The sequence below is a fragment of the Streptomyces sp. NPDC091387 genome, assembly GCF_044756945.1.
Lineage (GTDB): Bacteria > Actinomycetota > Actinomycetes > Streptomycetales > Streptomycetaceae > Streptomyces.
The window spans coordinates 758810-780596 of record NZ_JBIVTZ010000001.1 but is presented as its reverse complement, the minus strand read 5'-3'; the positions used below and the strand labels follow the sequence as shown (position 1 = coordinate 780596).

Sequence of the window (21787 nt, the reverse complement as noted above, 5' to 3'; positions counted from 1 at the left end):
CGCGTCCGCCGTCTCAGGCCTCCAGCGCGCGGGCGCCGAGCAGTTCGGCGATGCGCTCCGGGGCGACCGCGCGGGAGTAGAGCCAGCCCTGCCCGGTGTCGCAGCCGATCCGGCGCAGCCGCTCCGCCTGGCCGGCCGTCTCCACGCACTCCGCGGTGACGGTCAGGCCCAGCCGGTGCGCCAGCTGGACCATGGCCTCGACGATCGTCTCGTCGGCGGGGCTGGGGTGCGTGCCGTCCTCGTAGCGGAAGCCGCGCACGAAGGCGCCGTCCAGCTTCAGTACGGAGACCGGCAGCCGGCTCAGGTAGGCGAGGTTGGAGTAGCCGGTCCCGAAGTCGTCGATGGCGATCCGGACGCCCATGTCGCTGAGCGACTGGAGGGCCTGGAGCGGGCGGCCCGCCGAACCCATCACCGCGGACTCGGTCAGCTCCAGCTGCAACAGCGCCGGGTCGAGGCCGGTCTCCGCGAGGATCTCCGCCACATCGGTGACCAGGTCGGAGTCCCAGACCTGGCGGACCGCCACATTGACGCTGATGAACAGCGGCGGCTCGGCCGGGTGGTCGAGCTGCCAGCGCCTGGCCTGACGGCACGCCGCCCGCAGCACCCAGCGGCCGAGCTGCACGATCGAGCCGTCCTCCTCTGCGATGGCGACGAACCGGTTCGGCGAGAGCATCCCGAACTGCGGGTGGTTCCAGCGGACCAGCGCCTCCACCCCGAGCACGACCCCGTCGGCCATGCCGACCAGCGGCTGGTACTCGATGGTGAACTCGCCGCGTTCGACGGCCGGCCGGAGGTTGGACGAGAGGGCCTGGCGGGTCATCCGGTGGGCGTTGCGCTCCGGGTCGAAGACGGTCCAGCGCGCCTTCCCGTCGGCCTTCGCCCAGTACAGCGTCGTATCGGCCGCCTGCATCAGGCCGGTGGCCGAGGTGCCGGCGACCGGCCGCTCCACCACGCCGATCGACGCCGAGACGGAGAGCCGCTGCCCGGCCAGGTCGAAGGGCTTCTGGAGCGCGGCGAGGACGGTGCGGGCGAGGTCGGTCAGCTGCTGCGTACCGGTGGACTCCTCGACCAGGATCGCGAACTCGTCCCCGCCCAGGCGCGCCACCAGGGGGGCGCTGGTGGGGTGCGGGCCCTCCCGCTCCGCGCAGTCGGTGAGCCGGGCGGCGACGGCGGCGAGCAGCCGGTCGCCGATCCGGTGGCCCAGGGTGTCGTTGACGGCCTTGAAGCCGTCCAGGTCGAGGTAGCAGAGCCCGATCCGGCCGCGTCCTGGGTGGGCGTCGTCCTGGTACGGCGGGGTCTCCAGGACGGCCGAGAGCCGCTCGAAGAAGAGGGTGCGGTTGGGCAGCCGGGTCACCGGGTCGTGCATCTGGAGATGGCGCAGCCGCTTCTGGAGCTCGCGCCGGTCGCTGACGTCCGCGACGGAGAGCAGCACCCGGCCGGGCGGGCGGTTTACGTCGTCCGCGCCCGGTGTGCCGCCGTCGCCCTCGCCCTCGCTGTCCGCCTCCGGCGCGGGGATCGGTACGACGGTGATCTCGGCCCACATCGAGCGCCCGTCGGGGTGCTTGAGCCGGCGGGTGCAGCGGAAGCGGGAGCGCCGGCCGTGCAGCACCTCGCGGTACGCGTGCCAGGTGCGGCCGTCCGCCGCGAGGTCGACCAGATCGGAGGCGGACTGGGCGGTGAGCGCCGGGGCGGCGATGCCGACCAGGGCGGCCAGGGCCTCGTTCGCCGTGACGATCAGGCCCTCGTGGTCGACGACGGCCATCGGGACCGTCGCGGCCCGGAAGGCCGCCCGGTAGTCGTGCGCCCCGGAGACGGCCGCTTCCGGGGCGGCGTCCTCCGCGATGTCCTCGGCGACGTCCGGGGCGGGTTCCCCGGTGACGCCCTCGGTGGTCCCCCCGGTGGGCCATGAATCATGACGCTCCGTGACCGTTGGTCGTGGGGAAGAGGGTGCTGTGCCTGCCGGGGGCCTCGGCCCATCGGAGGTTGCGCTCACCGTTCGCTCCCGCCATGCAGTTCTGTCCCGGACAGGTCTGGTCGGACTGGCCCGCCGCGTGGAGCGCCGTTGTCAGGGGCGGAAAGCGCGGAGGAAAGCGAGGTGAAGCATAAAGGCTGGCGGCTCGGCCGTTCCAGCGCCCCGACGGTTCCGGACCCCGCGCCCGACGTGCATGGGCCATTCGTGCACCTATCCGGTTTGCCCATGCCTGATCGTTTCTGCGCGGCTCTGTTCTCTCGCGTTGCATCGGTGATCGATTGTGACTGTCTGTGAAGGAGGGGCGCGAGTGGGCCGCTGACCCGACTGGGGCAGCTCAACAGGACGTAACACCTGAATCGCCACAGGGTGGTCGGGAGGGTGCTGAAGATCCCAGGCGTCCGCACCCCGCACCCGGAGGTAGATGTGCCGCGTCAGCACGGACCCGGAGGAGTGGTGAGACCGAGTCCGCGCGCCGTGACGGCCGGGCTGATCTCCCTCCTGGCGGTCGCCGCCACCTCGCTCGTCGCGGGACCCGCCGCGGCCGCCACCGGTGCTGCCGACGCCTGCGCGCTGCCCCGGACCGAGGCCCACCACTCGCTGGGCCTGGACGGCTGGAACAGCGCCTACCCGCGCCCCGACCATCGGCTCGACGCCGTCATGGTCTTCCTCTCGTTCCCGGACGCCCGGCCCGTCACCACCCCCGCCGAGCTCACCTCCGACTACTTCCCCGCCACCACCCGGTTCTTCCAGCGCGCCTCGTACGGGAAGTTCACCCTGCGCCCGCACCCGCAGAAGCGGTGGATCCAGATGCCCAGGCCGTCGGTCTGGTACGGCATAAAGCGTGACTGGGCCAACGACCGGCGCAGCGCCTATCTGCGCGACGCGATCGACGCGGCCGACCCCGAGGTGGACTTCTCGAGGTACGACATCGTCTATCTCGTCGCCGACCCGGACGCCCCGGGCGTCGACTCCGACGCCACCAAGGTCGTCAACTTCGACCGGCCGCTGCACGCCGACGGTACGGACATCAGGCGCGTCGTCACCGTTTTCGAACAGCACCCGCCGGACCACAACGTGCTGGCCCACGAGACCGGCCACGTCTTCGACCTGCCCGACCTCTACCACCGGCCCTCGGACGGCAAGGGTGACTGGGACACCTACGTGGGCGACTGGGACGTGATGGGCAGCCAGTTCGGGCTCGCGCCCGACCTCTTCGGCTGGCACAAGTGGAAGCTGGGCTGGCTGGACGACCGGCAGGTGACCTGCATCCAGAGCGACCGGGTCGTCACCCTGGAGTCGATGGCGGCCGTGCCCGTGCCCGGCGCGTCCATCGGGACCCGGCTCGCGGTGATCAGGACGGGCGAGGGCAGCGCCGTGGCGATCGAGGCCCGCAGCGCCACCGGCAACGACCGCTCGACGTGCGGCGAGGGAGTGCTGCTCTACCGGATCCGCAACGAGACCCCGTCGGGCGGCGGCCCGGTCGACGTCATCGACACCCACCCCGACACCGACGCCTGCTGGGACCGGTCGGTCTATCCGCCGCTCGCGGACGCCCCGCTGCGGGTCGGCGAGACGTTCTCCGTCCCCGGCGGACACACCACGATCGAGGTCGCCGACCGGACCCCGTCGGGCGCCTGGACGGTCCGGATCACCACCGGGACGTAGGTCCTGTTCCGCCCCGCCCCAGGGGCTGCGTCGACCACGACGAAGAAGCCCCCTCGCGTGAGCGAGGGGGCTTCTTGTGTCTGTGCGCCGCCAGGGACTCGAACCCCGGACCCGCTGATTAAGAGTCAGCTGCTCTAACCAACTGAGCTAGCGGCGCCTGCTGACGTCGTAGACCTTAGCACCCTGATCGGTGGGAGGAAAAATCGAAATACGAGGCCCGGAAGAGGGCACGGAGCGGGCCACCCGCACGCACGCCCAGAGCAGTACGTCGGGCCCCGGCAGCCAGGGGCTCCGGGTGTCGGGGGCGACCACCCAGCGGGGTCCGGACGTATTCGGTTCGCAGGTCAGGGGCGGCACGGTCACCGCGTCACCGGTGCCGTGACAGAGCAGCGGGGGCACCTTCCGGCCGCTCTCGTCCTGCCCCGCCAGATCCCCCGCGGACCGGGCCGCGGCGCCCCCGCCCCACTCCTCCCAGTCCAGCAGCGAGGGCAGCCGCTGGGCGGTCCCCGGAGAGGCGAACAGCAGCATCCGGCCGCGGTGCGTGGCGACCGGTCCGGAGCCCGGACCGTCCGCCCAGAGGTGTTCGAGCATCCGGCGCCCGAAGAGCGTGGGCACGTTCACCACGTCGAAGGCCGAACCGCACGGCAGGACCCCGGGAGCGGACGGGTGCGACTCCCACTGGGTCAGGGCGCTGCGCGGATACGCCGCCGCGCCGGCCAGCCAGGCGGCGCCGGCCGCCGTCACCTGAGCCGTCTGGTTACCGGCCTGCCGGCGCAGGACGGCGAAGACGTCGGCTTCCCGGTAGGGGCCGTCGCCGTGATGCAGGGTCGTTTCGTCTGGCAGCCATGCGGTCATGCACACAGGTCTACCGGGAGTGATCGAGCGGAATCCGAGAGTTGCCGGAAACCGGGACAGCTTGGGGTGGCGAGGAGTATCTTGCCCCCGGGCATATGCCAGTGGTTCTACCCACAGTCAGCGCCGGTCGAGATCAGCAGGCGCCGGGCGGCGCCGGAACCGGGAGCGGGGGAGCCGGTCCGCCGTCGGGAAGCCGGGGCGGCAGGGCCCGTCAGGGCCTCGGGGCGTTCAGCAGGCTTCGGCCGAACTCGACCATCTTCGCCGCGTAGTCCTCGGTCCACTCCGCCCGCCGCGCGATGTCCGCCGTCGTGAGCCGGTCGAACCGGCGCGGATCGGCCAGCTGGGCGGCCGCCATCGCCTGGAACTCGACCGCCCGGTCGGTCGCGGCACGGAACGCCAGGGCCAGCTCGGTGGAACGGCTCAGCAACTCCTTCGGATCGTCCATCGACTCCAGGTCGAAGAAGTGCTCCGGATCGGCGACCGCCGCCGACGGCTCGAAGAGCAGGGGCGCGGGGCGCAGCCGCTGCCGCTCGTTCCGCTCGGGTTGTGCCATGGGGTTGTCCTCCTCGGATGGGTCCGACGGCCACCCTCTATTGTCCAGCCCGCCGCAAGGGCGCTCACGGGGGCGTGCGCGGAGCCGCTACCGGCAGCCGCGCCCCGACGCGCCCCCGGACTCAACGCCCCCACCGCACGCGGTGTTCCGCCAGGTGCGCCAGCACCCGGTGGTTCGCCTCCCAGCCGTCCGGGAACTTCACCGTGACGCCCAGCTGGACCGGCTCCGTCGACGGGTGCTCGTCCAGCAGCTCGGCGACGCCCGCGCGGCAGACCACGACGCAGGCGTGGCGGTGGCGGGAGGCCAGCACGCACAGCCGGCCCGTCTCCAGGTGGAACGCGGTGGCGTCCGGCCGGCCGGAGAGCGGGTGCAGGACCACCGTCACATCGAACTCGCGGCCCTGGAGCCGGTTCGCCGTGTCCACCGCGACCCCCGTCACCCCCAGTTCCGCGAGCGCCGCCCGCACCGCCGCCGCCTGGTCGCGGTGGGCCGTGCCGACCGCGACCCGGTCCGCCGTGACCGGGACCGGGTCGGGGGAACGCTCGCTGGTGGCCGCGCCGCCCCGGTCCAGGAGCCGGCGCACCACCGCGGCGACCGCCCGCACCGCCTCCGGGTCCGTGCGCGGGGTGTGCCGGGCGGGAAGCTCCAACAAACCCCAGCCGGACTCCGCGGCCTCGTCCAGCACCCGGTCGGCCGCAGAGCCGTCGGACCCGACGCCGAACGACAGCAGCCGGTCCCCGTGGTCGGTACCGCTGCGGAACGGGGTGTACGGGTAGAACGCGTCCGAGACCAGCTGCGCGGCCGACGCCGACAGCCGCCAGGAGACCGGCAGCCGGCGCTGCGGCAGCTCCGGGTTGTGCGCCAGCAGGGTGGAGACCGCGCTCGCCGACGGGTCGTAGCTCAGCCCCGCCCACTGGTCCGCGCCCACGATCGAGAACGGGTCCAGCTGGCCCGGATCACCCACGAACAGGGCCCGCTCGAAGAGTCCGGCGACGGCCAGCAGCGCGTCCGAGCGCATCTGGTACGCCTCGTCGACGATCGCGTGCCCCCACGGCTCGACGTTCTTCACATGGGCCCACTTGGCCGCCGTCGAGATGACGATGTCGAGCCCCGCCAGATCCGCCGCCTTCGCCGACTTCCGTACGTTGGCCAGCCCGTCCAGCACCTTGTCGTACGGGTCGGAGTCGCTGCTGTGCAGCCGGCCGACCGGCAGCCCGGGGTCCTTCTCGGCCAGCCGCACCACCAGGTCGTCGACCTGGGCGTTCGTCTGCGCGACGACCATCAGCGGGCGCCCGGCCGCGGCGAGTTCGAGCGCGGCGCGGACCACCAGCGTCGACTTCCCCGCACCGGGCGGGGAGTCCACCACGATGCCGCGCGCCGTCCCGTTCAGCGTGTCGTCCAGGATCTGGGCGGTGGCCCGGCCCGCCGCCGCTCCCGGGTCGAATCCGTCGCTCACAGCACGTCCTCCGGGGTCACGGGGTCAGGGCTCTCGACGGCCGCACCGGAGCCGGGCGGACCGCCGTGGGTCCACGGCGTCTCCTCCGCGTCCGGCAGCTTCGGGCCGCCGCGCTGGTCGTGCTCGAAGAGGGTCCAGGCGATCCGGTCACCGTGCTCCGGCACCGAACCGGGGGCCGGTTCCCTGCCGCGGCCCATCCGGTCGGTGATCCGCAGCACCAGCGCGGGCGCGGCGCCTTCCTCCTGCGGCCCGTACCCGGCGAACTCGGCGGTCTGCGGCTTGCCGTCCAGCGAGCGGTAGACCTTGACGCGGTCGGCCAGGTGCGGCTGCTCGTCGGTGCGGACGGTGACCAGCGGGCGCGGCGAGGGGCGCTTCGACTCGGTGTACGTCATCTCCACCCCGGTCACCTCCCCGAGGAACGCCTCGCCCGCCAGCCGGCGGCCGGCCAGCACCAGCGGATCGTCCAGCGCCTCCTGGGCCTCCAACTGCGCCTGTGCGGTCTCCCGGGAGGCGAGCTTGCGGGCCGCCGTCACCGCGTCGTCCCGGCGCGGCTGCGGCGGCTCCCCCGACCGCACCCGGTCGCGGTGGCCGGTGAACGACCAGCGGTCGCGGGTCCAGCGGTCCTCGGTCCTCGCCCCCTCGGGCAGCTCCCGCAGCAGGTCCAGGCCCCGCCACACGGCGTCCCAGGTGGGCCGCAGCACCCCCGCCAGCAGGGCCCGGATCTCCCGCTCGGCCGCGGTCAGCTCGGCGAGCCTGGCATCGGCCGCCAGGCCGTCCTCCGCGGCGGCCAGCGAGGTGCGCGCGCGGTCGTACTTCTCGATCGCGGGGGCCAGCAGCCGGTTGTCGAAGTCCGGGTCGGTGGCCGGTCCTGCGGGCGGGCACAGCAGCTGTCCCTCGCGGTCCCGGGCCAGCTCCGCGCGGAACGCGGCCTCGGCCCCTGACTCCCCGGCCGGCGGGTCGATCCAGGCCAGCAGGGCGCCCAGATGCTGGTCCTCCAGGGTGGACTGGCCGGTCGCCCAGTGCCGGCCGAGCAGATCCGTGCCGGCCAGCAGCAGCGAGGAGCCCGGCACCCGGGCACGCTCGCCGTAGTGCGTGAGCCAGCGGCCCAGCAGCGGGACCCGGGCGGGCGCCGGATACGGGGTGTCGGGGTCGTCCTCCGCGGTGCGCCGGAACCGCATGGAGCGGCCGAGCAGCCGGACGAACTCGATGCCCGCCCGGCTCGGCACGATCAACTGCGCCGCGTCCGTGCACAGCTCGGTCTCGACCTTGACCTTCTTGCCGGTCGCGGGGTCCGTCTCGCTGCGTTCCGCCGGCTCGATCACATCGGCGTACGACTCGATGTGCGGCAGGACCGCCTCGGCCAGCTCCGCGAGGAACGCGAACCGCAGATCCCGGTCGCGCGGCTGGGCCACGACGAGCAGCCGCGGCGCGTCCCGGTCGGTGCCGACGAGGGCGCCGAGCGGGGCGCCCGCCTCGCCCGCGGTGGTGAGCGGCACCAGGACCAGCGGCCGGTCTGTGAGACGGCGGTGGCGTACCGTGGCCACCGGCTGCGCGCGGCCGCTCTCCACGGCCTCCAGCCGGGCCAGGGTGGAGATCAGTGACATGAGGGGCCGCCTTCCAGCGCCTCGGCACGCAGGGCCGCCGCGCGGCGCAGCGCGGAGACCGTCGGATCCGCCGGATCGCCCTCCTTGCCCGCGGCCGCGGCCAGCACCGCGCCGACCGTGGTCAGCCCGCCGAGCTCGCCCCGCACGCTGCGCCCCAGCGCCTCCACCGCGCCCTCGGCGCGGGCCCGGCCCCGGCAGTGGAAGGCGAGTTCGCACGCGGCCAGGCACTCCGGCGCGTACGCCGCAGCGACCGACTCGACGGCGCTGTCCAGCTCCTCGGGGGCGCGCTCGGGGTCGAACGTGGTGCCCTCCGGCAGGGCCGCCGCGATGTCCTCGATCCGGGTGAGCCTGGTCAGCTGGCGGAGGGTGACCGCACGCTGCTTGCGCACGTCGACGACGGACGCGGCCGGCAGGTTGGAGAAGTCCCTGGGGCAGACCAGCAGCACCCGGTGGCCGACCTCCGCCCCGTCGGTGACCTCGGCGATCCGCTCCAGCGCCAGTACGTAGACCGCGGACTGGCGGGCGGCCGCGCCGACCTTCGCCGCGTCGGCGGAACCGTCGATCATGGGGAAGGACTTGATCTCGACGACGGTCCAGGTGCCGTCGGGGTGCACCACCACCGCATCCGGCTCCAGATAGGCGGGCGAGCCCGCCACCTCAAGGGCCAGCATCGGGTGGTCCAGCAGCGCCCAGCCGCCCGTCCCGGTCGCCTCCCGCAGGGCCAGCGCGGTGCGCGCGGCACGGCCCTCGGGGCCGGCGGCCGTCAGATCGGGGACCGCGACGTCGCGCGGCGGCTCACCGGGCCCGCCGAGCCGCTCGTGGAGCAGGCGCATCAGCTCCGTACCGCCGTCGGCCTTGACCTTGGCCTCGAAGGCGTTGCCCCGCATGAAGGCGAACTGGGACTGGCCGAAAGCGGCCGGTGAACCGAGCGCGGTGGCGAGGGCGGCCTTGTCGACGCCGGCCCCGTCGAGCAGGGCGCGCCGCTTGCAGCCGGGGTTCGCGGCGAGGGCGGCCAGTGCGCGGGCGTCCAGCGGACGCGGTGGGACGGCCGGGCCTCTCAGCTCAGCGAGCCGCTGCCGCAGCGTCACCGCCCGCGGCTCTTCCCGCGGGGGCGGGGACGTCGGCCGGGGCAGGTGGACCGGCCGGTGCCGCGGCATCGGTGGGGTCTGCGGAGGAGGTCCGCTGGCCGGGGATTCGCTCACCCGCGGAAGTCTTGCATCCGGCACTGACATCCGGGGACTTCATGACCGTGCCCACCGGTGCGAAGCGGGTCAGGACCGTGTCACCGACCCGGTTGGCGAGCCGCGTCACGGGCCGGGCCACCAGGGCGCCGATCCCCATCACGGCGGCGCCGGCGACGGCGTCGAGGAAGTAGTGGTTGGCGGTACCCATCACCACGAAGACGGTGATCAGCGGGTACAGGATGCCGGCCGCGCGCACGAGCGGGTGCCGCCCGTGGCGCCATATGAGGATCCCGCACCACAGCGCCCAGCCGACGTGCAGACTCGGCATCGCCGCGTACTGGTTGGTCATTCCGCCCATGCCGCGCGGGGCGCTCGCCTCCGTGCCCCACCAGCCGTACGAGCTGTACTGCGCCATCGTGTCGACGAAGCCGTGTCCGGCGGCCAGCAGCCGCGGCGGGCAGGTCGGCATCAGCGTGAAGCCGATCAGACCGAGCATCGTGGAGGTCATCAGCCAGGTGCGGGCCCTGCGGTAGGCCTCAGAGTGCCTCCGGAACATCCATATGAGGACGGCCGGGGTTATCAGGTAATGCAGCGACGCGTACGCGAAGTCGGCGGGTATCCCTATCGACGAGTGCGCGGTGAGCAGCCGGTTGAGGGGGTGCTCGAAGTTGATCCGGAGCGACTGTTCCAGGTGCAGGATGCGCAGTCCGTGGTCGACGGCCGTCGACACGTCGCCGCGCACCAGCAGTCTGCCTCCCGAGTACGCCGCGTACACCAGGGCGAGCAGCGGCAGCTCGGTCCACCAGCGGGGCCGGGGGCGCGGCGCGGGCGCGGCGGTGGCATGCGGCATCCGGAAGTTCTCCATCATGTGTTCATGCGGCCGACGGCGGACGTTCAACCGTACGGTGCGGGTCGGCCGCGATTCCCCCAGGGGTGCCCTTCGGCACCCCTCAGCTGTTCGGATGTGTCTGCGATGGGTGGGACGCCGGTGCGGGCCCGCAGGTTGCCTCGTGGGTGGGTGCGCGATGATGGAAATCCGGACGATCCGTTCCCACCGTTCCCCCGTACTGTGCCGGACGGTTCCGTCCCCGTCGATGTCCAAGATCTCAGATCCACGATCAGAGGTCTCAGTTTCAGGGAGAGCCGTCACATGGCACCGCGAATCCTGCTTGCCCGGCACGGCCAGACGGAATGGTCCGTCAACGGCAATCACACCGGCAGGACGGACATCCCCCTGCTCGACACCGGACGCGCGGGCGCCAAGCTGCTCGGCGAGCGGCTGCACCGGGGACCGTGGGCGGACCTGCCCGGTCTCGAGGTCCGGACCAGCCCGCTCGCACGGGCCGCCGAGACCTGCGAGATCGCCGGGTTCGGCGACCGGGCCGAGCGGTGGGACGCGCTGATGGAGTGGGATTACGGGGCGTACGAGGGGATGACCCCGGCCGCGATCAAGGCGATCCGCCCGGACTGGTTCATCTGGCGTGACGGGGTGCCGGAGGGCGAGACCCTGGCCGAGGTGTCGGCCCGTGCCGACGAGATCGTCGAGTGGGCCCGCTCGGCCGACCGCGACGTCCTGGTCTTCGCCCACGGCCACATCCTGCGGGCGCTCGGGGCGCGCTGGCTGGGCGAGGACGTGTCGTTCGCGGCACGCATCCGGCTGGATCCGACGTCGCTGTCGGTGCTGGGGTGGGCGTACGGGGCGCCGGCCCTGGAACGCTGGAACGACACGGGGCACCTGGAGCGGTAGGGGCGACCACTCCAGCCCGTCCGGCGTTTGAGGACGGAACCCCTGTACCCCGGTCCGGGGTCGGCCACCTCTGCCCTCAAGCGCCGGGCGGGCTGGTTTCCGCGCCCCGGTCCCGCCGGAGGGTTCCGTCCTCAGACGCCGGACGGGCTGGGCGGGTCCGGAGCAAGTGGGATCTCGCGCACACGCCGCGGACGGGCTGAGTGGCCGGCCAACCCGGGCCCGGGCCCTACGTCTTCGTGCCGGAGGCCGTGTGGCGGTCGAGGAAGTCCGTGATGTCGACCGATCCACGGCCCCGCGGCCGCAGGACCGCCACCGCTCCGGCCAGCATCGCCCTGATCCGGGAGGACCGGACCTGGTCCAGCAGGTCCAGCACCTGGTGGCCCGTGGCCGCCGCCTCCTCCGCGAGGCCCGCCCGCGCCAGGTCCGTGGTCAGCTCGGCCCGGTACAGCGCCAGGTTCCGGGTGAAGTGCGGATCCTGCAGCCGCGTCGCCCGCCGTGCGTGCCGCACCGCCCGCGACCAGTCGCCCAGCGCCGCCCAGCACTGTGCCTCCAGCATCTCCAGCTCCGCCTCGCGGAAGAAGCTCATCCACTCCGGGTCCGTGGGCGACGGCCCCTGCCCGAACGCGGTGTGCGCCCGGCCGAGCGCCCGCTCGCAGCCGGTGCGGTCCCCGAGCCCCGCCCGGCCCCCCGCCTCCCGCAGGGAGAGCAGCGCCATCAGCCGCGGTGAGCCCAGTGGCCTGGCGGCCCGCTGCCCCGCCTCCGCGGCGCGCACGGACTCGCGCGAGCGCCCGGTGTCCCGGGCCAGGAACGACGCGTTGCAGAACGCGTGCGCCTCCAGCGCGTGGTCCCCGGCGACCCGCGCCGTGGCCAGCGCCTCCGCGTAGTGCGAGCGGGCGTCCTCGAACCGGCCCGAGTCATGGGCCAGCCAGCCCACCGAGATGGCCAGCTCACCGGCCCCGCTGTGCAGCCGGTCCGCCGTGGAGCGCCGGGCCGCGGTCCCGGAGTCGAGCAGCGCGTACGCCGCGCGCAGCGGCTGCGCGGCACGGCGGTACAGGCCGTCACCGCCGTGCCGGTCGTCCAGCAGGCGGATCTGCCGCACCGCCTTCTCGACGGCGTGCACCTCCGTCTCGCCGACCCGGCGCTGCGCGGGCAGGGACACGGAGGCGGTCATGCCACCGAGGCCCAGGCCCAGGGACGCCGCAGCCATCGTGGTGGAACCACTCGTCATGAATACGCGACGCAGCACGTCGCACTCCTCGTCGGTGTCGCTGCCGAGCAGCGGTGAAGTCGGGGGCGAAGGGACGTCCGCCGCGGGCCTGGCCCCCCGGCCGCGTACCGATTCACGCGGTGAGAAGCCCAGGTCCACGAGGTCCGCCCCGGGGAACATGTGCAGGAAGACCCGCTCGTACGCGTAGTTCGGGCAGCGGATCTCGCCGGACTCCACGCGCCCGATGTACCGGGCGTCGCACGCGACCTGCTCGCCGATCTCGCGGGCGGACCTGCGTACCGCGGCAGCGAACTCCCCGGCGGAGCGCTGTCCGCGCAGCCGCCGGAAGGCGAGGTTGGGAACTGCCCGTGTCGACACCATGGCGGGCCCTCTCTGGCGCGAGCCGGGCGTTTGTCTCCGGTGTCCCGGCGGAGCAAGAACGTACCTGTTGTGACAACGCACACACACTGCGTTTGCGGATGAATCGGGCATCTCGCCCATGATCCGCCATGAACTGCCACCCTTTGCAGCGGTGTGGGCCCGTAGCCCTTGACGTGGTCGGCGCGTTGCTCCATGTGGCGACGGAGTCCGGCTCCGCCCGGCGATGAGAGGAGAGGTCCCTTGTTGCATCTCGACCTGGCGACCGGCTCGCGGACGACCGCGACGACGGCCGCGACGACCGCGACGACCGGCCCCGTGGCACCCACAGAGGTGCCCGTCCCGCCGGGCCCGCCCCCCGGCGGGGAACCCTGCGACCTGGTGACCGTCCCCGCCCGTCAGGGCCTGGAGGCGGTGGACATCCTGCGCCGCGGCGCCGACCAGGAGGCCGTCGGCCCGGTCCTCCACGACGGCCAGTGCGCCACCCTCGGCTTCCTGGTGCCGCCCGGCACCGCAGAGGCCTGGGACGTACCGGGCAGTGCCTGTACGCAGACCAACGGCCGCGGGCTGCGCATCCCCGCCGAGCCGCCCGTCTCCGGGAGCGGCTGGCTGCTGCCGCCCGGCGACGACACCTCGGTCACCGACCCGGCCGTGCTGCGGGCCGCACTCGACCAGGCCGCCCGGCTGATCGAGGCGGCGGACAACTGCCGCTGAGCTCATAATGGCCGCAGGGCGGGTCAGCACGACCGCCCGTCCCGGCCGGTCCCGGCCGGTCCCGGACCCGATGAGCAGTGAGCAGGTACGAGCGGCAGTGGCACGTCGAGGAGCGGCCGGCGGAGCGGGGAGCCGCAAGCAGAGCGGGGACCGCAGGACCGACCGCAAGGCGGCACGCGGCGCCGAGCGCCCCGGCAACGTCTCCGAGCCGGTGGACGGCGGCCTCGCCGAGCTGGTGCCCGACCGGGAGCGCAGGAACGCCTGGACGCTGACGATCGACGGTGCGCCGCAGTCCCACGTGGACCTCGACGACCCGGCGTACCTCTCCTTCGAGTACCAGCGCAGGATCGGCCACATCGCCGATCTGGCCGCGCCCGCAGGGCAGCCGCTGCACGTCGTGCACCTGGGCGGCGGGGCCTTCACGCTCGCCCGCTACATCGCCGCGACCCGCCCCCGCTCCACCCAGCAGATCGTCGAGGTGGACGCGGCCCTCGTGCAACTGGTGCGCCGGGAACTGCCGCTGGACCCGCAGGCCAGGATCAGGGTCCGCGCCACCGACGCCCGCGCCGGGCTCGGGAAGATCCAGGACGGCTGGGCCGACCTGGTCATCGCCGATGTCTTCAGCGGGGCCCGGACCCCCGCCCACCTCACCAGCACCGAATTCCTCGCCGAGGTGCGCCGCGTCCTGAAACCCGGCGGGACCTACGTGGCCAACCTCGCGGACGGCCCCCCGCTCGCCCATCTGCGCGGCCAGATCGCCACCGCCGCCACGGTCTTCCCCGAACTCGCGCTCGCCGCCGACCCGACCGTGTTCCGCGGCCGCCGCTTCGGCAACGCCGTACTGCTCGCCTCTGACGTGAAGCCGAAGGTCGCGGAGCTGACCCGCCGGGTGGCGACCGATCCGCACCCGGGGCGCGTCGAACACGGGCGGGCCCTCGCCGACTTCACCGGCGGCGCGGCCGCGGTGCACGACGCCGACGCCCGGCCCTCACCGCCGCCGCCCCCCTCGGCCTTCGACTGAGAGGCTGCCGGGAAGCGGTTGAGAAGCGGTCGGGTGACCGCCGGGCGGGCTGCAACTCCACGGTCACCTCACGATGTCGACCTGCGGCGGATGGTCGTTCCAGGTGCAGAACACCGAGACCGTCGTGCCGTCGTCCTGGGCGAAGTTCACCCGGATCCAGGTCGAGTTCGTCCAGACCCGCATCGACCAGCCCGGCTCCGGTGTCGCCGACACCAGCTTCGCGCTGTCCGCGCCCTGCTCGAAGACGACCCGCCCGCCGTCCGTCGAGTAGCCCTTCGCCGTGCCCGAGGGAGTGGCGGAGGGCGAGGGCGGGGGTGCGGACGGAGACGGGCGCGCGGAGGCGTGCGACCGCGAGGGGGAGGAGACGACGGACGGCTTCGGGGCGGCAGGGCGCGTGCTGCTGGGCGACGGGGACGGCTCCGGGCGGTGCGTCGAGGACGACAGCGTCTCCGTGCCCGCCGGACCGCCCCGGGCGCTCGCGGAGATCGGCACCGCGCGCGGCGGGTCGTACGCCGTCCCCGCCATCACGGCGCGCACCCCCCACCACGACAGCGTGACCGCCGCGCCGGTGGCGAGCGACCACGCGAGCGCGTGTACGAGTCCTCGGTGCATCCGGCACATCCTGCACCACCGGCCCGCCCGGTGTCCCCACTACCGCCACCGGGCGGACCCGGGGATGCCGGATGGCGTACGGTGCCGCCCATGCCAAGTGTGCTCGTGGTCGAGGACGACCAGTTCGTACGTTCCGCCCTCATCCGGCACCTGACCGAGGCCTCCCACACGGTACGGAGTGTCGGCACCGCGCTCGAAGCGCTGCGCGAGGTCGCCCACTTCCGGTTCGACGTGGTCATCCTCGATCTCGGGCTGCCCGATCTCGACGGGTCGGAGGCACTGAAGATGCTGCGCGGCATCACCGACGTGCCCGTCATCATCGCGACCGCGCGCGACGACGAGAGCGAGATCGTCCGGCTGCTCAACGACGGCGCGGACGACTACCTGACCAAGCCGTTCTCCGTGGAGCACCTCGCCGCGCGGATGGCCGCCGTGCTGCGCCGCTCGCGGGCCGCGGAGGGCCGGGCGGCCTCCCCGCGCGTCATCCGGGTCGGCGGGCTCTCCATAGACCCGCTGCGGCGCCGGGCCGAACTCGACGGCGCGGACCTCGACCTGACCCGGCGGGAGTTCGACCTGCTGACCTTCCTGGCCGGCCGGCCGGGCGTCGTCGTCGCGCGCAAGGAACTCCTCGCCGAGGTCTGGCAGCAGTCCTACGGGGACGACCAGACCATCGACGTCCATCTCTCCTGGCTCCGCCGGAAACTGGGCGAGACGGCCGCCCGGCCCCGCTACCTGCACACCCTGCGCGGCGTCGGCGTGAAACTGCAGCCGCCCGCCGCGCCCCCGGAGCGGCCCGCATGAGATGGGCGCTGGTCAAGGTGTGCCTGGCCGTCACCGCGATGGTCGTGGTCGCCTTCGCCGTACCCCTCGGCCTCGTCGTCAAGGAGATGGCCCGCGACCGCGCCTTCTCCGACGCCGAACGGCAGGCCGCGATGATCGGCCCCACCCTCTCCATCACCACCGACCGCGCCGAACTCGAAACGGCCGTGCTCACCACGGAGCCCGGCGCCGCCGGCCGGATGGCCGTCCACATTCCCGCGGCCGGCGAGGCCGACAGCCGGGCGGTGGAGATCGGCAGCCGGCGCGCCACCCGCGAGGACCTGGAGACCGTACGGGAGTCGGGGCGCGCCTCCATCACCGAGGTGCCCGGCGGCTCCGCGCTGCTCCAGCCCACCGCACTCGGCTCCGGGGGCATCGCCGTCGTCGAGGTGTTCGTGCCCCAGGACGAGGTCTCCAACGGCGTCGCCACCGCCTGGCTGATGCTGGCGGGCGTCGGCATCGCGCTGATCGTCGGCTCGGTCGCCGTGGCCGACCGGCTCGGCGTCCGCATGGTGGAGCCCGCCCGGCGGCTCGCGGGGGCCGCGCACGACCTGGGGGAGGGGCGGCTCGGGACCCGGGTGCCGGAGGAGGGGCCGACCGAACTGCGCTCCGCCGCCGTCGCGTTCAACTCCATGGCCGACCAGGTCGTCCAGCTCCTCGCCAACGAACGGGAGCTGGCCGCCGACCTCTCGCACCGGCTGCGCACCCCGCTCACCGTCCTCCGGCTCAACGCCGCCTCGCTCGGCGAGGGCCCGGCCGCCGAGCAGACCCGGGCGGCCGTCGAGCAGTTGGAGCGCGAGGTCGACACGATCATCAGGACCGCCCGGGAGCAGCGCCCGCAGACCCAGGGGCAGGGCGGCGGTCCGGGAGCCGGCTGCGACGCCTCCGAGGTGATCCGCGCCCGCATGGACTTCTGGTCGGCGCTGGCCGAGGACGAGGGCCGCGAGGTGCGCCTCGCGGGAGTGGACCGTACGGTACGCATTCCGGTGGCCCGCCCCGAACTGGCCGCGGCCATCGACGCGTTGCTGGGCAACGTCTTCCGGCACACCCCGGAGGGCACCGCCTTCGCCGTGGACGTGCACCACAGCGGTGACGCGGTGATCGTGCTGGTCTCGGACGCCGGCGGCGGCATCGCGGACCCCAGGGCCGCCCTGGCGCGCGGCGGCAGCGGCGGCGGTGCGAAGGACGCGGTGGGCTCGACCGGGCTGGGCCTCGACATCGTCCGCCGGGTCGCGGAGTCCACCGGCGGCGATGTGCGGATCGGGCGCTCGGTGCTCGGCGGCACGGAGGTGCGCATCTGGATCGGGCTCGGCGGGCAGCGGCCGAAGGGGCGCGGGCACCGGGTCGGACGGCGGCGGCGGGCGGTGACCCGGCGGAACGCGGGGCCCCGGTTCCGCTCCGGAACGGGCCCGAACCTTTAGACCGGCCGATGCGCTCCTTAAGCCCACCCTAAGAACATCGACGCGGGTCCCGAATGCGGCATGTGCCGGATTCGGTGTCGCTAGCGTGCTCTCGCATCCCCCACTTCCGTATGGCGAGGCAGGAACGCGATGGGCACCAGCACGCACCGGCGCACGGCGAGCACCAGGACCAAGGCGATCGGCGCGGTCGTCGCCGCGGCCGTGATCGGCGGAACGGTCTTCGCCCTCACCGGCACGGCCCAGGCGTCCTCCGTCGGCGCCGCCTACACCAGGACCAGCGGCTGGACGGGCGGATACACCGGGCAGTACGTCGTCACCAACGACACGGACAAGGCGAAGTCCGGCTGGACCCTGGAGTTCGACCTGCCCGCGGGCACGAGGCTGAGCTCGCTGTGGAACGGCGAGCACACCGTCAGCGGCAGCCACGTCACCGTCACACCGGCGAGCTGGGACAAGGAGCTGGCCCCCGGCACGTCCGTCACCGTCGGCTTCGTCACCAGCTCGGACGACAAGGCGGCCGACCCCACCGGCTGCCTCATCGACGACGCCACCTGCTCCGTCGACACCGGAGCCACCCCCGAGCCCAGCGGCCGCCCCACCGGGTCCGCGACCCCCACTCCCACGGACCCGCCGGCCGGGACCCCCACACCCACCCCCACCAAGACGGACGCGGGCAGCGGCGGCACCGCGAGCGGGGCGGGCTTCGCCCCGTACGTCGACACCTCGCTCCACCCCGCCTTCGACCTGACCGGCACCGCCACCAAGACCGGCGTCAAGCAGTTCACCCTCGCCTTCATCACCTCCGGCGGCGGCTGCGCCCCGCTCTGGGGCGGTGTCACCGGCCTCGGCGACGACCAGGTCGCCTCCCAGATCGACGGCCTGCGCGCGGCGGGCGGCGACGTCCGGGTCTCCTTCGGCGGCGCGTCCGGCTCCGAGCTGGCACTGAACTGCACCTCGGCCGACGAACTGGCCGCGGCCTACGGCAAGGTCGTCGACGCGTACAAGCTGACCAAGGCCGACTTCGACATCGAGGGCGGCGCGCTGCCCGACACCGCGGCCAACTCCCGCCGCTCCCGTGCCATCGCCCAGCTCCAGAAGTCCCACCCCGGCCTGGACGTCTCCTTCACCCTGCCGGTGATGCCCGAGGGCCTGACCCAGCCCGGTGTGGACCTGGTCGCCGACGCGCAGAAGAACGGCGTGGACGTCGGGGCGGTCAACATCATGGCGATGGACTACGGCGCCTCGTACAGCGGCGACATGGGCACGTACGCGATCCAGGCGGCCACCGCCACCCAGGCCCAGATCAAGGGCGTGCTCGGGCTCTCCGACGCGGACGCCTGGAAGGCCGTCGCGGTCACCCCGATGATCGGCGTGAACGACGTCAGCACCGAGATCTTCAAGGTCGAGGACGCCACGCAACTGGTCGGGTTCGCCCAGGAGAAGGGCCTCGCCTGGCTCGCCATGTGGTCGGGCACCCGGGACAAGGAGTGCGAGGGCGGCGCGAAGCCGTCCGCCGACGCCTCGTGCAGCTCGATCGCGCAGGAGCCGCTCGCCTTCACCAAGGCGTTCGGCGCCTACGAGTAGCCACCACCCCCCGCGCATCCCGGCCGGTCCCCACTCCCCCCACCTCCGGCCGGGGTGCGCCCCCATTCCCGCGGGCGGGGACCGCGGCGGGCGGGCTACCGGGCCCGGTTCACCGCGGACAGGACCGCCGCCACCGACGACGCGAGGGCGGAGGCGTCCTGGCCCGCCCCCCAGCGCACCTCACCGCCGACCCGGCACTCCACGTACGACGTCACCGTCGACCACGCCGCGTCCGTCCCGTGCTCCGAGAAGTCGAGGAGCGTGACCTCCACCCCCGCGGTCGCCAGCGCGTCCGTGAACGCGGCCACCGTGCCGCTGCCCGTGCCCTCGTAGTCGCCCTCGCGCCCGTCCACCCGCAGCGTGCAGACGAACCGGTGGCCACCGGCCGGATCGAGCTCCGCCGACCAGGACGTCAGGGCGATCGAACCGTCCCGCCCGGGGACCAGATACGTCGCCTCGAACAGCTCCCACAGGTCCTTCGGCGTGGCCTCCAGACCGCTGTCGTCCGTCGCGTTCTGCACCGTACGGGAGAAGTCCGCCCGCATCCGGGCCGGCAGGTCCACGCCGTGGCTGCTGCGCAGCAGATGGGCGATGCCGCCCTTGCCGGACTGGCTGTTGACCCGGATGACCGCCTCGTAGGTACGCCCCACATCCGCCGGGTCGATCGGCAGGTAGGGCACCGACCACACCTCGGAGCCGCTGCTCTCGTGGTGGGCGAAGCCCTTGCTGATCGCGTCCTGGTGGGTGCCGGAGAACGCGGTGTACACCAGGTCGCCGCCGTACGGATGGCGCGGCGGCACCGGCAGCCGGTTGCAGTGCTCGACCGTGCGGCGGATCTCGTCGATGTCCGAGAAGTCGATCATCGGATCGACGCCCTGGGCGTGCAGGTTCAGCGCCAGGTTGACCAGGTCGACGTTGCCGGTGCGCTCCCCGTTGCCGAACAGGCACCCCTCCACCCGCTGCGCCCCCGCCAGCACCGCGAGCTCCGCGCACGCCACCCCCGTACCCCGGTCGTTGTGCGGGTGGACGGAGAGGATCACCGAGCCGCGCCGGTCCAGATGGCGGTGCATGTACTCGATCTGGTCCGCGTACACGTTGGGCGTCGCGATCTCCACCGTGGCCGGCAGGTTGTGGATCACCGGCCGGTCCGGGGAGGCGTCCCAGACCTCGGTGAGGCTGTTGCAGATCTCCAGTACGAAGTCCGGCTCGGTCAGGATGAAGACCTCGGGCGAGAACTCGAACCGGATGTCCGCCCCGGGCCTGGCCCGCGCCAGCCGCTCCATCTGCCGCGCGGCGTCCAGCACCACGCCGTGCACCTCGGCCCGGTCGCGTCCCAGGACGACGTCCCGCCAGACGGGGGCGGTCGGGATGTAGAGGTGGACGACGACCCGGTCCAGACCCGCGACGGACTCGAAGGTCCGCTCGATCAGATCCGCCTTGGCCGGGGTGAAGACGACCACCGTCACGTCGTCCGGCACGGCCCCGCTCGTCGCCAGGTGCCGGACGAAGTCGAAGTCGGTGCGGCTCGCGGACGGGTAGCCGACCTCGATCTCCTTGAACCCCATCGCGACCAGCAGATCGAACATCCGGCGCTTGCGCGGGGTGTCCATCGGCTCGGCCAGCGCCTGGTTGCCGTCCCGCAGATCGACGGGCACCCAGAGCGGGGCCCGTTCGATCCGGGCCTGCGGCCAGGTGCGCCCGGTCAGCGGGATGCCGACGCGGTCGAAGGCGGAACGGTAGCGGTGGGACGGCATCGAGCTGGAGCGCTGCCGGTTCCAGTGGGGCGCGGCCTCGGGTACGGGCCCGCGCGGAGTGCAGATCGTGGGGAAGCTGTGCATCGGGGACAGCACGTCGGACGTGAACTCGGACATGAACGCGGTCTCTTCTCGCATCGCGGGACGCGACCGGCACAGCACGGCACCCCGCGGCGGGGTGCCGATCGCTTCAGGCCCCGCCGCGGCAGCCGAGAAGAAGGAGACCGCGGTACGTCATGATCGGTACAGTAGCCAGAAACCAAGTCCTCAGACAACCTGACAGGTGAATCCCGTGTCCTCGCTCGGCCCGCTCCGCCCCAGCCCCCTGGTCGAACAGGCCACGAGCCATCTGCGCGCGCAGATCACCGAGGGGCACTGGCCGGTCGGCACGAAGATCCCCGGCGAGACCACCCTCGCCAAGACGCTGGGCGTGGGCCGCTCCACCGTCCGCGAGGCGGTCCGCACCCTCGCCGCGCTCGGCCTGCTCCAGTCCCGCCAGGGGGCCGGGGTCTTCGTCATCGCGGACCACGCGGCGCAGGACTGGCCGGTCCGGCTGCGCCGGGCCGCGGTCGCCGACGTCCACGAGGTGCGCATGCTGATCGAGGTCCAGGCCGCCCGGCTGGCCGCCCGGCGCCGCACCGACGAGGACCTCGCCGCCCTGGACGCGGCCCTCACGGCGCGGCGGGCCGCGGGCGCCGGGCCGGACGACGGGTTCGTGGACGCGGACATCGCCCTGCACCGGGCCGTGGTGGCGGCCGCCCACAACCCCGTACTCACCGATCTCTTCGGTGAGTTCGTCCCCGTGCTCCGGCAGGCGCTCATCGACCTGGTGGAGCTGACCGGCCTGCGCCGCGACGACCCGCACCACGGTGACGCGGCACACCGGGCCCTGGTCACCGCGGTCGTGGCGGGCGACGCCGAATCGGCGGGCCGGGCCGCAGAGGCGGAGCTGGAACAGACCCTGGCCCGCCTGCGTACCACCTGACCCGCCGCGGGGGAGTTCCGCACCGTGCCCACGGCGGGATCCGGGCCCCCGGGTTCGGGGAAAGAACACGGGAGCGCTCCCCGGTGCCCCCGTAGCGCGTTCTCCCGTTCACCTTCCGGCGGGCGGTCCGGGGGGAATCGGGGGTGGCGGAGGGTGTTTCCGGGGGGCGGCGGAAAACCGGAGAGGTCATCGCCGCTTCCCGGCGCCGACGGCGCGATCCTGCCCCAACAAGCCTGTCACCTGCGGGAATTCGGGA

General features: G+C 73.5%; 18 protein-coding genes and 1 tRNA gene. 8 read left to right on the top strand and 11 right to left on the bottom strand.

Annotated elements, in window-relative coordinates; genetic code table 11:
* Positions 1-13: 13 nt before the first annotated feature.
* Positions 14-1762, bottom strand: coding sequence for a putative bifunctional diguanylate cyclase/phosphodiesterase (locus ACIQM0_RS03600; RefSeq protein ID WP_401283406.1), 1749 nt, complete (start codon positions 1760-1762; stop codon positions 14-16).
* A 633-nt stretch (positions 1763-2395) separates the two neighbouring features.
* On the opposite strand from ACIQM0_RS03600, the gene ACIQM0_RS03595 reads away from it, so the two are divergent.
* A complete protein-coding gene (locus ACIQM0_RS03595) occupies positions 2396-3637 on the top strand; it encodes a M6 family metalloprotease domain-containing protein (protein WP_401283404.1) in 1242 nt (413 codons plus the stop codon).
* Between the two features lie 83 nt (positions 3638-3720).
* Here the strand turns inward: ACIQM0_RS03595 and ACIQM0_RS03590 are convergent.
* The 7 genes from ACIQM0_RS03590 to ACIQM0_RS03560 all read right to left on the bottom strand — a co-directional run bounded on the left by ACIQM0_RS03590 (position 3721) and on the right by ACIQM0_RS03560 (position 10139).
* Positions 3721-3794, bottom strand: a tRNA-Lys gene (locus tag ACIQM0_RS03590).
* Positions 3785-4492, bottom strand: a complete 708-nt coding sequence (locus ACIQM0_RS03585; protein ID WP_401283137.1) for a bifunctional DNA primase/polymerase — start codon at positions 4490-4492, stop codon at positions 3785-3787. The genes ACIQM0_RS03590 and ACIQM0_RS03585 overlap by 10 nt, the downstream gene beginning before the upstream one ends.
* Before the next feature lie 211 nt (positions 4493-4703).
* Positions 4704-5045 (bottom strand): hypothetical protein, encoded by a 342-nt coding sequence (locus ACIQM0_RS03580; RefSeq protein WP_401283135.1) that lies wholly within the window; start codon positions 5043-5045, stop codon positions 4704-4706.
* A 121-nt stretch (positions 5046-5166) separates the two neighbouring features.
* On the bottom strand, positions 5167-6501 hold the full coding sequence (locus ACIQM0_RS03575) for an AAA domain-containing protein (protein WP_401283133.1): 1335 nt from the start codon (positions 6499-6501) through the stop codon (positions 5167-5169).
* A complete protein-coding gene (locus tag ACIQM0_RS03570; protein WP_401283131.1) occupies positions 6498-8105 on the bottom strand; it encodes a hypothetical protein in 1608 nt (535 codons plus the stop codon). Before ACIQM0_RS03570 ends, ACIQM0_RS03575 begins: the two co-directional genes overlap by 4 nt.
* Positions 8096-9262, bottom strand: a complete 1167-nt coding sequence (locus tag ACIQM0_RS03565; RefSeq protein WP_401283129.1) for a hypothetical protein — start codon at positions 9260-9262, stop codon at positions 8096-8098. Before ACIQM0_RS03565 ends, ACIQM0_RS03570 begins: the two co-directional genes overlap by 10 nt.
* Positions 9168-10139 (bottom strand): phosphatase PAP2 family protein, encoded by a 972-nt coding sequence (locus tag ACIQM0_RS03560; RefSeq protein ID WP_401283127.1) that lies wholly within the window; start codon positions 10137-10139, stop codon positions 9168-9170. Before ACIQM0_RS03560 ends, ACIQM0_RS03565 begins: the two co-directional genes overlap by 95 nt.
* A gap of 300 nt (positions 10140-10439) precedes the next feature.
* Here ACIQM0_RS03560 and ACIQM0_RS03555 point away from each other — a divergent pair, with 300 nt between their 5' ends.
* Positions 10440-11036 carry a histidine phosphatase family protein gene (locus tag ACIQM0_RS03555; RefSeq protein WP_401283125.1) on the top strand — a complete coding sequence of 199 codons (597 nt, stop codon included), beginning with the start codon at positions 10440-10442 and terminating at the stop codon, positions 11034-11036.
* A 226-nt stretch (positions 11037-11262) separates the two neighbouring features.
* Here the strand turns inward: ACIQM0_RS03555 and ACIQM0_RS03550 are convergent, their stop codons facing one another.
* Positions 11263-12624, bottom strand: coding sequence for a tetratricopeptide repeat protein (locus ACIQM0_RS03550; protein WP_401283123.1), 1362 nt, complete (start codon positions 12622-12624; stop codon positions 11263-11265).
* A 240-nt stretch (positions 12625-12864) separates the two neighbouring features.
* Here ACIQM0_RS03550 and ACIQM0_RS03545 point away from each other — a divergent pair, with 240 nt between their 5' ends.
* Together ACIQM0_RS03545 and ACIQM0_RS03540 are read left to right on the top strand one after the other, a co-directional pair.
* Positions 12865-13335: a hypothetical protein gene (locus tag ACIQM0_RS03545; RefSeq protein ID WP_401283121.1), complete on the top strand. Its 471-nt coding sequence runs from the start codon at positions 12865-12867 to the stop codon at positions 13333-13335.
* Positions 13336-13432: 97 nt separating this feature from the next.
* Positions 13433-14356 carry a spermidine synthase gene (locus ACIQM0_RS03540; RefSeq protein ID WP_401283119.1) on the top strand — a complete coding sequence of 308 codons (924 nt, stop codon included), beginning with the start codon at positions 13433-13435 and terminating at the stop codon, positions 14354-14356.
* A gap of 63 nt (positions 14357-14419) precedes the next feature.
* On the opposite strand, the gene ACIQM0_RS03535 is transcribed toward ACIQM0_RS03540, so the two are convergent.
* Positions 14420-14968: a hypothetical protein gene (locus tag ACIQM0_RS03535; RefSeq protein ID WP_401283117.1), complete on the bottom strand. Its 549-nt coding sequence runs from the start codon at positions 14966-14968 to the stop codon at positions 14420-14422.
* Between the two features lie 90 nt (positions 14969-15058).
* Here ACIQM0_RS03535 and ACIQM0_RS03530 point away from each other — a divergent pair, with 90 nt between their 5' ends.
* The 3 genes from ACIQM0_RS03530 (at position 15059) to ACIQM0_RS03520 (ending at position 18792) form a co-directional block, all read left to right on the top strand.
* Positions 15059-15769, top strand: coding sequence for a response regulator transcription factor (locus ACIQM0_RS03530; protein ID WP_401283115.1), 711 nt, complete (start codon positions 15059-15061; stop codon positions 15767-15769).
* Positions 15766-17208 carry a sensor histidine kinase gene (locus ACIQM0_RS03525; RefSeq protein ID WP_401283113.1) on the top strand — a complete coding sequence of 481 codons (1443 nt, stop codon included), beginning with the start codon at positions 15766-15768 and terminating at the stop codon, positions 17206-17208. Before ACIQM0_RS03530 ends, ACIQM0_RS03525 begins: the two co-directional genes overlap by 4 nt.
* 129 nt (positions 17209-17337) lie before the next feature.
* Positions 17338-18792: a cellulose binding domain-containing protein gene (locus ACIQM0_RS03520; RefSeq protein ID WP_401283111.1), complete on the top strand. Its 1455-nt coding sequence runs from the start codon at positions 17338-17340 to the stop codon at positions 18790-18792.
* A gap of 95 nt (positions 18793-18887) precedes the next feature.
* Here ACIQM0_RS03520 and ACIQM0_RS03515 read toward each other — a convergent pair whose 3' ends face one another.
* Complete coding sequence (locus ACIQM0_RS03515) at positions 18888-20663, bottom strand: 2-isopropylmalate synthase (RefSeq protein WP_401283110.1); 1776 nt, start codon at positions 20661-20663, stop codon at positions 18888-18890.
* Between the two features lie 166 nt (positions 20664-20829).
* Between ACIQM0_RS03515 and ACIQM0_RS03510 the strand changes: the two genes are divergently transcribed.
* Positions 20830-21531 carry a FadR/GntR family transcriptional regulator gene (locus ACIQM0_RS03510; protein ID WP_401283108.1) on the top strand — a complete coding sequence of 234 codons (702 nt, stop codon included), beginning with the start codon at positions 20830-20832 and terminating at the stop codon, positions 21529-21531.
* Positions 21532-21787: the final 256 nt, after the last annotated feature.

What these genes read in the sequence shown, in the direction of transcription:
- ACIQM0_RS03555 (WP_401283125.1), top strand. Translation starts at nt 10,440, where the DNA reads ATGGCACCGCGAATCCTGCTTGCCCGGCACGGCCAGACGGAATGGTCC.
- ACIQM0_RS03560 (WP_401283127.1), bottom strand. Translation starts at nt 10,139, where the DNA reads ATGCCGCATGCCACCGCCGCGCCCGCGCCGCGCCCCCGGCCCCGCTGG.
- ACIQM0_RS03525 (WP_401283113.1), top strand. Translation starts at nt 15,766, where the DNA reads ATGAGATGGGCGCTGGTCAAGGTGTGCCTGGCCGTCACCGCGATGGTC.
- ACIQM0_RS03570 (WP_401283131.1), bottom strand. Translation starts at nt 8,105, where the DNA reads ATGTCACTGATCTCCACCCTGGCCCGGCTGGAGGCCGTGGAGAGCGGC.
- ACIQM0_RS03535 (WP_401283117.1), bottom strand. Translation starts at nt 14,968, where the DNA reads ATGCACCGAGGACTCGTACACGCGCTCGCGTGGTCGCTCGCCACCGGC.
- ACIQM0_RS03515 (WP_401283110.1), bottom strand. Translation starts at nt 20,663, where the DNA reads ATGTCCGAGTTCACGTCCGACGTGCTGTCCCCGATGCACAGCTTCCCC.
- ACIQM0_RS03530 (WP_401283115.1), top strand. Translation starts at nt 15,059, where the DNA reads ATGCCAAGTGTGCTCGTGGTCGAGGACGACCAGTTCGTACGTTCCGCC.
- ACIQM0_RS03600 (WP_401283406.1), bottom strand. Translation starts at nt 1,762, where the DNA reads ATGGCCGTCGTCGACCACGAGGGCCTGATCGTCACGGCGAACGAGGCC.
- ACIQM0_RS03550 (WP_401283123.1), bottom strand. Translation starts at nt 12,624, where the DNA reads ATGGTGTCGACACGGGCAGTTCCCAACCTCGCCTTCCGGCGGCTGCGC.
- ACIQM0_RS03585 (WP_401283137.1), bottom strand. Translation starts at nt 4,492, where the DNA reads ATGACCGCATGGCTGCCAGACGAAACGACCCTGCATCACGGCGACGGC.
- ACIQM0_RS03520 (WP_401283111.1), top strand. Translation starts at nt 17,338, where the DNA reads ATGGGCACCAGCACGCACCGGCGCACGGCGAGCACCAGGACCAAGGCG.
- ACIQM0_RS03580 (WP_401283135.1), bottom strand. Translation starts at nt 5,045, where the DNA reads ATGGCACAACCCGAGCGGAACGAGCGGCAGCGGCTGCGCCCCGCGCCC.
- ACIQM0_RS03565 (WP_401283129.1), bottom strand. Translation starts at nt 9,262, where the DNA reads ATGCCGCGGCACCGGCCGGTCCACCTGCCCCGGCCGACGTCCCCGCCC.